The sequence below is a fragment of the Geodermatophilus sp. CPCC 206100 genome, from assembly GCF_048569675.1.
Taxonomy (GTDB): domain Bacteria; phylum Actinomycetota; class Actinomycetes; order Mycobacteriales; family Geodermatophilaceae; genus Geodermatophilus.
In genome coordinates this window covers 109,125-119,021 of the sequence record NZ_JAQISV010000010.1, presented here as the reverse complement: position 1 = coordinate 119,021, position 9,897 = coordinate 109,125, and the positions used below count along the sequence as shown (strand labels likewise).

The following is a 9,897-nucleotide window of genomic DNA, read 5'->3' as shown; positions in this document are numbered from 1 at the left end:
CGATCAATCAACCCAAAGAAACCCACAAAAAGGGGTTGTTACTTGGCACTGACTTTCGGCACGCTGTTGAGTTCTCAAGGAGCGGACGCGCAGACACTCGACCCTTCCGGGCTTCGTCCCTGGCGGCTTGTCACACTGTACGCCGTCTGCGGAGTCTCGCACCCCGAGGGGGTGTTCTCCGCGGGCCTTCCGGCCCCGTGCGGCGCATGGAGAACCATACACGAGGTCTCCGGCCGGTGTGCAAGCCGGCGGAGGGCGTCCCCGGTCACACCCCGGTTCCGACCCCCAGCAGGTCCTCGATGCCCAGCGTCAGGCCGGGACGGCGGACGGACTCGCGGACCGCCAGGAGCACGCCCGGCATGAACGACGCCCGGTCGTAGGAGTCGTGCCGCAGGGTGAGCGTCTCCCCCGGCGCGCCCATGAGGACCTCCTGGTGCGCGACCAGTCCGGTGAGGCGCACCGCGTGGACGGCGACGCCCTCCACGTCGGCTCCCCGCGCCCCCGGCAGCGCCTCGGTGGTGGCGTCGGGCGACGGCGGCAGGCCGGCCTCCCGGCGGGCGGCCGCCACCAGCCGGGCGGTGCGGACCGCCGTCCCCGAGGGGGCGTCCACCTTGTTCGGGTGGTGCAGCTCGACCACCTCGACCGACGGGAAGAACCGCGCCGCCTCCTGGGCGAAGCGCATGAGGAGGACGGCGCCGATGCCGAAGTTGGGGGCGATCACCACCCCCAGCCCCGGCTTGGGTGCCAGCCACTCCGCGACGGTGGCGAGCCGGGCCTCGTCGAAGCCCGTCGTCCCGACGACGCAGTGGATGTCGTTGTCGATGCAGAACCGGATGTTGTCCATGACCACGTCCGGGCGGGTGAAGTCCACCGCGACCCGGGCCCCGGCGTTGGCCAGGTCGAACAGCCAGTCCCCGGAGGCCACCATCGCGACGAGCTCGAGGTCGTCCGCGGCGTTCACCGCCTTGACCACCTCGGTGCCCATGCGCCCCCGCGCGCCGATGACCCCCACGGGGAGCCGGGTCCCCTCCGTCGCTGGCTGCTGGTCACGGGAGGCGCTCGCGGTCACCGGGTCAGGCTTCCCGGCGGAGGCGACGGGTGCAACACAGCGCGCAGGTCAGGAGCGTGCCCGCCGCTCGAGGAACGCCCAGCCGGCGATCCCGGCCAGCACACCGACGGCGTCGGCGACCCAGTCGGCCACGGACGCCGACCGCTCCAACGGGGACAGACCCTGGACGACCTCGCTGGCCGCCGCGTACACGAGCAGCAGCACGAGAAGCCGCCGCGCGCCGACGCCCGCCCAGCGCCCGCTCAGCGCGAGCACCGCGAACAGCACGAGGTGGACGAGCTTGTCCACGCCCGGCGGCGCCGCCGGCACGTCGTCCCCCGGGGCGAAGAGCACCGCCAGCGAGACGAGCGCGGCGACGGCGAAGGCGCCGCGGGAGAGCGCGCCGTGGACGGCGAGCGCGGGGTGTGTCCGGCGCATCAGAGCCGGTCGAGCTCGGACTCGCGATAGGGGCCGACGACCGCCAGGCAGGTGTCCCGGGTGAACAGGTCGGCGGCGACGGCGCGCACCTGGGCCTCGTCGACGGCGTCCAGGCGGTCGAGCACCTCCTGCACCGGCAGGTACTCCCCGTAGGAGAGCTCGCTCTTGCCCAGCCGGCTCATCCGGGAGCCGGTGTCCTCCAGGCCGAGGACGAGACCCCCCTTGAGCTGCCCACGGCCGCGGGCCACCTCCTCCGAGGTCAGCCCCTCGGCCGCGACCCGGGCCAGCTCCTCGCGGACCAGCCGCAGCACCTCGGGCACGCGCTTGGGCGAGCACCCCGCGTAGACGGAGAACGCCCCGGTCCCGGCGTAGTGCGAGAGCGCGGAGCCGACGCTGTAGACCAGCCCCCGCTTCTCCCGGATCTCCTGGAACAGCCGCGAGCTCATCCCCCCGCCGACCGCCGTCTCCAGGACCGCGGCCGCGTAGCGGCGCTCGTCGAGCCGGCCGAGGGCGACCGAGCCCAGCAGCAGGTGCGTCTGCTCGGTCCGGCGCCGGATCAGGCCGGCCGGACGTGCCGGGCGGGTCGGCCCGCCCTCCTCACCGACCCGCAGCGGGGCGGGGGCCGCCGACCCGGCGAGCCGGTCGCCGAAGGCCGCGGTCACCAGGTCCAGGACCTGCCGGTGGTCGACCCGGCCGGCCGCGGTCACCACGATGGACGGGGCGACGTACCGCTGCCGGTACCAGCCGTCGACGTCCTCGCGGGTCAGGCCCTCGATGGATGCCACCGTGCCCAGCACCGAGCGACCCAGCGCGGTGGCGCCGAACAGGGTCTCGGCGAACAGGTCGTGGACGGCGTCGGCGGGCTCGTCGTCGCGCATGGCGATCTCCTCGAGCACGACCGTGCGCTCGGACTCGAGGTCGTCGGCGGTGTTCAGCGCGTCGGTGACCAGGTCACCGAGCAGCGTGACGGCCAGAGGGAGGTCGCTGGCGAGCACGTTGGCGTAGTAGCAGGTGTGCTCCTTGGCGGTGAAGGCGTTCATCTCACCGCCGACGGCGTCCATCGCCGTGGCGATCTCCAGGGCGCTGCGGCTCGCCGTCCCCTTGAACAGCAGGTGCTCGAGGAAGTGCGAGGAGCCCGCCACGGGGTCGGTCTCGTCCCGGGAACCGACGCCGACCCAGATGCCGACGGTCGCCGACAGCACCCCGGGCATGGTCTCGGTCAGCACCCGCAGGCCACCGGGCAGGACGGTCCGCTCGACCCGGCCGCCGAACTCGTCGACGTCGAGGACGACGGTCTGCCCTGCACCGGCCGGGGCCGGGACGGGCGCGTCGCCCGTCCCGGCCCCGGCTGCGGCCTGCTGCTCGTGCGTGGTCACGCCTCCGCGGGCGCGGACTCGGCGGCCTCGGCGGCCGCCGGAGCGGCGTCGCCGGAGCCGTCACCCTCGGCCGCGACCGGGACGAGGCTGATCTTGCCGCGGGCGTCGATGTCGGTGATCTCGACCTGCAGCTTGTCGCCGACGTTGACGACGTCCTCGACCTTGGCGATCCGCTTGCCGGCGCCGAGCTTGCTGATGTGCACCAGCCCGTCCTTGCCCGGGAGCAGGGAGACGAAGGCGCCGAACGGCGTGGTCTTGACGACCGTGCCGAGGAAGCGCTCGCCGACCTTGGGCATCTGCGGGTTGGCGATGGCGTTGATGCGGTCCACCGCCGCCTGGGCCGAGGGGCCGTCGGAGGCTCCGACGTAGATGGTGCCGTCGTCCTCGATGGTGATGTCGGCGCCGGTCTCGTCCTGGATCGCGTTGATCATCTGGCCCTTGGGGCCGATGACCGCGCCGATCTTGTCGACCGGGATGCGCACCGTGGTCACGCGCGGGGCGTAGGGGCTCATCTCGTCGGGGCCGTCGATGGCCTCGCCCATGACGTCGAGGATGTGCAGCCGGGCCGCGCGGGCCTGGGTCAGCGCACCGGCGAGGACGTCGGAGGGGATGCCGTCGAGCTTGGTGTCGAGCTGGAGGGCGGTGACGAAGTCCTTGGTGCCGGCGACCTTGAAGTCCATGTCACCGAAGGCGTCCTCGGCTCCGAGGATGTCGGTCAGCGCGACGTACTCCGTCTTGCCGTCGACCTCGTCGGAGACCAGGCCCATCGCGATGCCGGCCACCGGGGCCTTCAGCGGGACGCCGGCGTTGAGCAGGGCCAGCGTCGAGGCGCAGACCGAGCCCATCGACGTCGAGCCGTTGGAGCCCAGCGCCTCGGAGACCTGTCGGATCGCGTAGGGGAACTCCTCGCGGTCGGGCAGCACCGGCACGAGGGCCCGCTCGGCGAGCGCGCCGTGGCCGATCTCGCGGCGCTTCGGGGAGCCGACCCGGCCGGTCTCACCGGTGGAGTACGGCGGGAAGTTGTAGTTGTGCATGTAGCGCTTGCGGTTCACCGGCGACAGGGTGTCCAGCTGCTGCTCCATGCGGAGCATGTTCAGCGTGGTGACGCCCAGGATCTGGGTCTCGCCGCGCTCGAACAGCGCCGACCCGTGCACCCGCGGGATGACCTCGACCTCGGCCGACAGCGGCCGGATGTCGGTGACGCCCCGGCCGTCGATGCGGACCTTGTCGCGCAGGATCCGCTGCCGGACGACCTTCTTGGTGAGCCCGCGGAAGGCGGCGGAGAGCTCCTTCTCCCGGCCCGCGAACTGGCTCGCGAGCCCGGCGAGGGTCTCCTCCTTGAGCGCGTCGGTCGCGTCGTTGCGCTCCTGCTTGCCCGGGATGGCCTGCACCTCGGTGAGCTTGCTGAGCGCGGCGGACTCGACGGCCGCGTAGACGTCGTCCTGGTAGTCCAGGAAGCGGGGGAACTCGGCGACCGGCTTGGCGGCCTTCTCGGCCATCGCGGCCTGCGCGTCGCACAGCGCCTTGATGAACGGCTTGGCCGCCTCGAGGCCCTGCGCCACGACCTCCTCGGTCGGGGCGGTGGCCCCGCCGGCGACCAGCTGGATGGTCTTCTCGGTGGCCTCGGCCTCGACCATCATGATCGCGACGTCGCCGTCCGGGAGGACGCGGCCGGCCACGACCATGTCGAAGACGGCGTCCTCGAGCTCGGCGTGGGTCGGGAAGCCGACCCACTGGCCGTTGATCAGCGCCACGCGGGTGCCGCCGACCGGGCCGGAGAAGGGCAGGCCCGACAGCTGGGTGGACGCCGAGGCGCCGTTGATCGCCAGCACGTCGTAGAGGTGGTCGGGGTCCAGCGACAGGACGGTGATGACGACCTGGACCTCGTTGCGCAGGCCCTTGGCGAAGGTCGGCCGCAGCGGGCGGTCGATGAGCCGGCAGGTGAGGATCGCGTCCTCGGAGGGGCGGCCCTCCCGGCGGAAGAACGAGCCGGGGATCCGCCCGGCGGCGTACATGCGCTCCTCGACGTCCACCGTCAGCGGGAAGAAGTCGAACTGGTCCTTGGGCTGGCGGCCGGCCGTGGTGGCCGACAGCAGCATCGTGTCGCCCATGGTGACGACGACGGAGCCGGCGGCCTGCTTGGCCAGCCGGCCGGTCTCGAAGGTGATGGTGCGGCTGCCGTAGGTGCCGTTGTCGATGACCGCGGTGGCGGTGGTGACGCCGTCCTCGGGGTCGAACTCGGCAGCGGTACCGCTGTTCTGTGTGGTGGGTGCGGACACGTCGTCCTCTTCCTACGTCGCATGCGGCGACGTCCTCTTGTGGCGCCCTGCGCCGAACTGCGCCCGGGTGACCGGTCTTCGATCGAAGCCCTCGGGAGGGTTCCCCCGTCGGGGGACGACCATGCCCGGAGGCCACTACCGAGGACCGACCAGCGTGGGGGTCCGGCGGGGGGCCGGGGGTCTCGTGGGCGGGTGCCGCACGAGAGAGGGGACCGTCCCGGCGGGACGGTCCCCTCTGTGGTCAGCGGCGCAGACCGAGCCGCTCGATGAGCGAGCGGTAGCGGCTGATGTCCGTCTTGGCCAGGTAGTTCAGCAGCCGGCGACGCCGGCCGACCAGCAGGAGCAGGCCCCGCCGGCTGTGGTGGTCGTGCTTGTGCTGCTTGAGGTGCTCGGTGAGGTCGCTGATCCGTCGGGTCAGCATCGCGACCTGCACCTCGGGCGAGCCCGTGTCCTTGTCGACCGTCGCGTACTCGGTCATGATCTGCTGCTTCGTCGCGCTGTCGAGCGCCATGGACGGCCTCCTGGGCAGGTCACGTGTGGCCCCCGGTCTGGGTCACGAGGGCAGGCTGCACACATCCGTCGGGGAACCGACGTCAGGCCGAGGTTACACGCCGGGTGCACGGCCTCAGGCCAGCCCCAGGACCTCCCGGGTGCGGGCCACGTCGCGGTCCATCGCCGCCACCAGCTCCCCGACGTCGGAGAAGGCGAGCATCGGCCGCAGCCGCTCGACGAACTCCACGCCCACGTGCTCGCCGTACAGGTCGCCGTCGAAGTCGAGCAGGAACGCCTCGACCGTGCGCCGGGTGCCCTGGAAGGTCGGGTTGGTCCCGACGGAGACGGCGGCCGGCGAGGTGCTCCTGGTGGCGCCGGTCCGCGGGTCGCGGATCACCAGCGACCCCGCGTAGACGCCATCGGCCGGGATCGCGGTGTAGGCCGGGGACTCCACGTTCGCCGTCGGGTAGCCGAGCTCCCGGCCCCGCCGGTCACCGCGGACGACGACGCCGTCGATGCGGTGCGGCCGGCCCAGCGCCCGGGCCGCCAGGACCACGTCTCCGGCGGCCACGCAGGCGCGGATGTAGGTCGAGGAGATGGTCACCTCCCCGTCGGCCGAGGACTCCCCGGCCAGCGGGACGCCCTCCACGGTGAAGCCGAACCGCCGGCCCTCCTGGGTGAGGGTGGCCACGGTGCCCGCCGCCCGGTGGCCGTAGGTGAAGTTCTCCCCCACCACCACCGCGGCCGCGTGCAGCCGCTCGACGAGCACCGTGTGGGTGAACGTCTCCGCCGACAGCCGCATGAACTCGGGCGTGAACGGCAGCACGCACATCGCGTCGACCCCGAGGGCGGCCACCAGCTCGGCCTTGCGGTCCAGCGAGGTGAGGATGGCCGGGTGTGAGCCCGGGCGCACGACCTCGGAGGGGTGCGGGTCGAAGGTGAGCAGCAGGCACGGGCGGCCCATCGACCGGGCGCGCGCGACCGCCCGGCCGATCAGCCCCTGGTGGCCGCGGTGGACGCCGTCGTACATGCCGACGGTGACCACGGTGCGGCCGAGGTCACCGGGGGTGGCCTCCAGTCCCCGCCAGCGCAGCAATGCCGGTTCCCGCCCGCCCTCAGGAGACCCGGTGCAGCCAGCCGTGGGTGTCGGGCACCCGGCCGTGCTGGATGTCCAGCAGGTGCTCGCGCAGCCGCATGGTCAGCGGACCCGGCTCGCCGTTCCCGACGACGAAGTCCCCCGTGCGGGCCTTCACCTCGCCGACGGGGGTGATCACCGCCGCGGTGCCGCAGGCGAAGGTCTCGGTGACGGTGCCGTCGGCCACCCCGGCCCGCCACTCCTCCACGCTGAACCGCCGCTCGGTGACCCGGTGCCCGAGCTCGCGGGCGACGGTGATGAGCGAGTCGCGGGTGATGCCCGGCAGGAGGGTGCCGGTGAGCTCGGGGGTGACCAGCTCGGCGTCCTCCCCCTCGCCGAGGACGAAGAACAGGTTCATCCCGCCCATCTCCTCGACATAGCGCTTCTCCACCGCGTCGAGCCAGACGACCTGGTCGCAGCCGGCGTCGATCGCCTGCTCCTGCGCCAGCAGGCTGGCCGCGTAGTTGCCGGCGCACTTGACGTCGCCGGTGCCACCGGGCGCGGCGCGGATGTAGTCCTCCGACAGGTAGACCGACACCGGGTGCACCCCGCGCGGGAAGTACGCCCCGGCCGGGCTGGCGATGACCAGGAACAGGTACTCGTGCGCCGGGCGGACGCCGAGGAACGGCTCGGTCGCCAGCTGGTAGGGGCGCACGTAGAGGGTCTGGTCGGGGCCGGTGGGCACCCAGTCGCGGTCGGCGTCGACGAGGGCGTCGACCGCGGTGAGGAACGCCTCCTCCGGCACCGGCGGCATCGCCAGGCGGCGCGCCCCGCGGGCGAAGCGCGCGGCGTTGGCCTCGGGCCGGAAGGTGGCCACGCTGCCGTCGGGCTGCGCGTAGGCCTTGAGCCCCTCGAAGATCGACTGCGCGTAGTGCAGGGCCGCGGTCGCCGGGTCCATCTGCAGCGGGGCGTACCCGGTGAGCCGGGCGTCGTGCCAGCCCTCGCCCTGGCGCCAGCGCGCCACGAACATCGAGTCGGTGAAGTACCGGCCGAAGCCGGGGTCGGCCAGCAGCCCCTCCCGCTCGGCCGCGGGGCGCCGCCGCACGTCCTCCACGACCACCGGCACGCCCTCGGAGAAGACCCGGGGCGTGGTCCGGCTGTCGGCGAGCGTGTCGGTCATGGTCCCACCTCGCGGTGCGCAGGGGTCAACGGACGGCGTCCGGCTGCGCCGGACCCGCCCCGCCACAGTAGTCCCGCCGCCGAGCGCGGCCGACGACGCCCGCCGCCGGCCGCGCCGCGCTCAGACCTGGTTCTCCTGGTTGGCCCGGGGCCCGGCCGACTCCAGGACCTCGTAGCTCCACAGGTGGGAGGAGTTGGCGGCCGCGGGGGCGAGGGTGTCGCCGCCGCCGTCGTGGGCCCGGTCGAAGTCCTGGCTGGACTGCCAGGCCTCGTAGGCCTCCTGGGTGCTCCAGCGGGTGTAGACCAGGTACTGGTCGGTGCCCTCCACGGGCCGCAGCAACTCGAACCACTCGAAGCCGGGGGTGCTCTCGACCGCACCGGCCCGTCCCCGGAAACGCTCCTCGAAACGGGCCTGCCGCTCCGGCGGCACGGTGATCGCGTTGATCTTCACGACGCTCATGGCCCTCCCCTTCCCGGCGCGGCGGACGATCAATCGCGCATGCTGGCGCCGTGGACCTGCCGCGCACGACCGACCTCGGTTTCGCCCGCCTCGACCCCGACCGCGCGGCCCGCACCGGCACCCCGGAGGTCGTGTACGCGGCGGGCAAGACCCCCGAGCAGACGGTGACCTGCCTGGCGGGGCTCCTGGCCGACGCCCCCCTGGCGTGGGCCACGCGAGTGGACGAGGCCACCCGGGCCGCCGTCCTCGACCGCTGGCCCGGCGCCGTGGTCGACGAGGAGGCCCGGTGCGTCGCCGTCGGGGAGCTCCCCCGGCCGCAGGGCCGGGTCCTGGTGCTGACGGCGGGGACGTCGGACGGTCCCGTGGCCGCCGAGGTGGCGTTCACCCTGGCCGCGTGCGGCGTGGGCTGCCGCCGGGTGGACGACGTCGGCGTGGCCGGGGTGCACCGGGTGCTCGCCGTCGCCCCCGACCTCGCCGCGGCCGACGCGGTGGTCGTCGTCGCGGGGATGGACGGCGCGCTGCCCAGCGTGGTGGCGGGCCTGACCGACCGGCTGGTGGTCGCGGTGCCGACGTCGGTGGGCTACGGCGCGGCGTTCGAGGGCCTGGCCGCGCTGCTCACCATGCTGACCGCCTGCGCGCCCGGGGTCCTGGTGGTCAACATCGACAACGGCTTCGGCGCGGGGGTGGCCGCGGCGCGGATCGTCCGCTCCGCTCAGCGGTAGCGGACCGGGTCGGGCAGCAGCTCGTTCATCGACCCGGACCGGAAGCCGCGCGGGTCGACCTCCACCCGGTCGAAGCCGGGAACCGCGCCGAGCAGGTCCGGGCGGGCGGCGAGGGCGGGGACGACGGCGGCGTCCACCTCGATCCGCGCGACGTCGTCCCCCATGTCGCGCACCCGCAGGTCGCGGACGGCCACGCCGGCGGCGGCCATCGCCGCGCGCAGCGCCGCCTCGGCCGCCTCGACCCGGGCCAGCCGCTCGGCCGACACGGGCACGCCGTAGGCGATGCGGCTGGCCAGGCAGGCGGCGGCGGGCTTGTCGGCCAGCGGCAGCTCCCACCGCCGGGCGGCGGCCCGGACGTCGTCCTTGGTCATCCCGGCCCGGGCCAGGGGCGCCCACGCCCCCCGCTCGGCGGCGGCGCGGATCCCGGGGCGGAAGCCGGCCCGCAGGTCGTCGGCGTTGGTGCCGGTCACGACGTCGGCGATCCCGAGGCGCCGGCCCAGCGGCACGAGGACGTCGACCAGCTCGGTCTTGCAGAAGGCGCAGCGGTCCCCGGCGTTGGCCACGTAGCCCGGCCGCGACAGCTCGTCGGTGCGCGGCAGCTCGTGCCGCACCCCCAGCGAGGCGGCGAAGTCGGCGGCGGCGGCGCGCTCGGCCGCCGGGAGGCTGGGTGAGACGGCGGTGGCGGCCACCACCCGGCCGGGCCCCAGCGCCCGCACCGCGGCGGCCAGCAGGGTGCCGGAGTCGACCCCACCGGAGAAGGCGACCAGCACCCCGGGCAGGCGGCCGAGCAGCGCGTCCAGCGTGGCCAGGCGGTCGTCGAGCACGCCT

General features: G+C 74.0%; 10 protein-coding genes. 1 reads left to right on the top strand and 9 read right to left on the bottom strand.

What is annotated here, in order from left to right:
• Positions 1–265: 265 nt before the first annotated feature.
• From dapB to PGN05_RS05945, 8 genes are all read right to left on the bottom strand, one after another.
• Positions 266–1,012 (bottom strand): 4-hydroxy-tetrahydrodipicolinate reductase, encoded by a 747-nt coding sequence (gene dapB, locus PGN05_RS05980; RefSeq protein WP_419751611.1) that lies wholly within the window; start codon positions 1,010–1,012, stop codon positions 266–268.
• A 105-nt stretch (positions 1,013–1,117) separates the two neighbouring features.
• Positions 1,118–1,486 carry a VanZ family protein gene (locus tag PGN05_RS05975; RefSeq protein ID WP_419751610.1) on the bottom strand — a complete coding sequence of 123 codons (369 nt, stop codon included), beginning with the start codon at positions 1,484–1,486 and terminating at the stop codon, positions 1,118–1,120.
• A complete protein-coding gene (locus PGN05_RS05970) occupies positions 1,486–2,862 on the bottom strand; it encodes a M16 family metallopeptidase (protein ID WP_419751609.1) in 1,377 nt (458 codons plus the stop codon). Before PGN05_RS05970 ends, PGN05_RS05975 begins: the two co-directional genes overlap by 1 nt.
• Positions 2,859–5,141, bottom strand: coding sequence for a polyribonucleotide nucleotidyltransferase (locus tag PGN05_RS05965; protein WP_419751608.1), 2,283 nt, complete (start codon positions 5,139–5,141; stop codon positions 2,859–2,861). The genes PGN05_RS05970 and PGN05_RS05965 overlap by 4 nt, the downstream gene beginning before the upstream one ends.
• Positions 5,142–5,382: 241 nt before the next feature.
• Positions 5,383–5,652, bottom strand: a complete 270-nt coding sequence (gene rpsO / locus PGN05_RS05960) for a 30S ribosomal protein S15 (protein ID WP_419751607.1) — start codon at positions 5,650–5,652, stop codon at positions 5,383–5,385.
• Positions 5,653–5,766: 114 nt separating this feature from the next.
• Positions 5,767–6,729, bottom strand: a complete 963-nt coding sequence (locus PGN05_RS05955) for a bifunctional riboflavin kinase/FAD synthetase (protein ID WP_419751606.1) — start codon at positions 6,727–6,729, stop codon at positions 5,767–5,769.
• A 19-nt stretch (positions 6,730–6,748) separates the two neighbouring features.
• Positions 6,749–7,888 (bottom strand): branched-chain amino acid aminotransferase, encoded by a 1,140-nt coding sequence (locus tag PGN05_RS05950; protein ID WP_419751605.1) that lies wholly within the window; start codon positions 7,886–7,888, stop codon positions 6,749–6,751.
• Between the two features lie 120 nt (positions 7,889–8,008).
• Positions 8,009–8,347 (bottom strand): antibiotic biosynthesis monooxygenase family protein, encoded by a 339-nt coding sequence (locus PGN05_RS05945; protein WP_419751604.1) that lies wholly within the window; start codon positions 8,345–8,347, stop codon positions 8,009–8,011.
• A gap of 50 nt (positions 8,348–8,397) precedes the next feature.
• Here PGN05_RS05945 and larB point away from each other — a divergent pair, with 50 nt between their 5' ends.
• Positions 8,398–9,069, top strand: a complete 672-nt coding sequence (larB, locus tag PGN05_RS05940; protein ID WP_419751603.1) for a nickel pincer cofactor biosynthesis protein LarB — start codon at positions 8,398–8,400, stop codon at positions 9,067–9,069.
• Here larB and larE read toward each other — a convergent pair.
• Positions 9,060–9,893: an ATP-dependent sacrificial sulfur transferase LarE gene (gene larE, locus PGN05_RS05935; protein WP_419751602.1), complete on the bottom strand. Its 834-nt coding sequence runs from the start codon at positions 9,891–9,893 to the stop codon at positions 9,060–9,062. The genes larB and larE overlap by 10 nt on opposite strands.
• Between the last annotated feature and the right edge of the window lie 4 nt (positions 9,894–9,897).

Coding starts and splice junctions, on each gene's coding strand:
- PGN05_RS05975 (WP_419751610.1), bottom strand. CDS start 1,486: ATGCGCCGGACACACCCCGCGCTCGCCGTCCACGGCGCGCTCTCCCGC.
- PGN05_RS05945 (WP_419751604.1), bottom strand. CDS start 8,347: ATGAGCGTCGTGAAGATCAACGCGATCACCGTGCCGCCGGAGCGGCAG.
- PGN05_RS05950 (WP_419751605.1), bottom strand. CDS start 7,888: ATGACCGACACGCTCGCCGACAGCCGGACCACGCCCCGGGTCTTCTCC.
- rpsO (WP_419751607.1), bottom strand. CDS start 5,652: ATGGCGCTCGACAGCGCGACGAAGCAGCAGATCATGACCGAGTACGCG.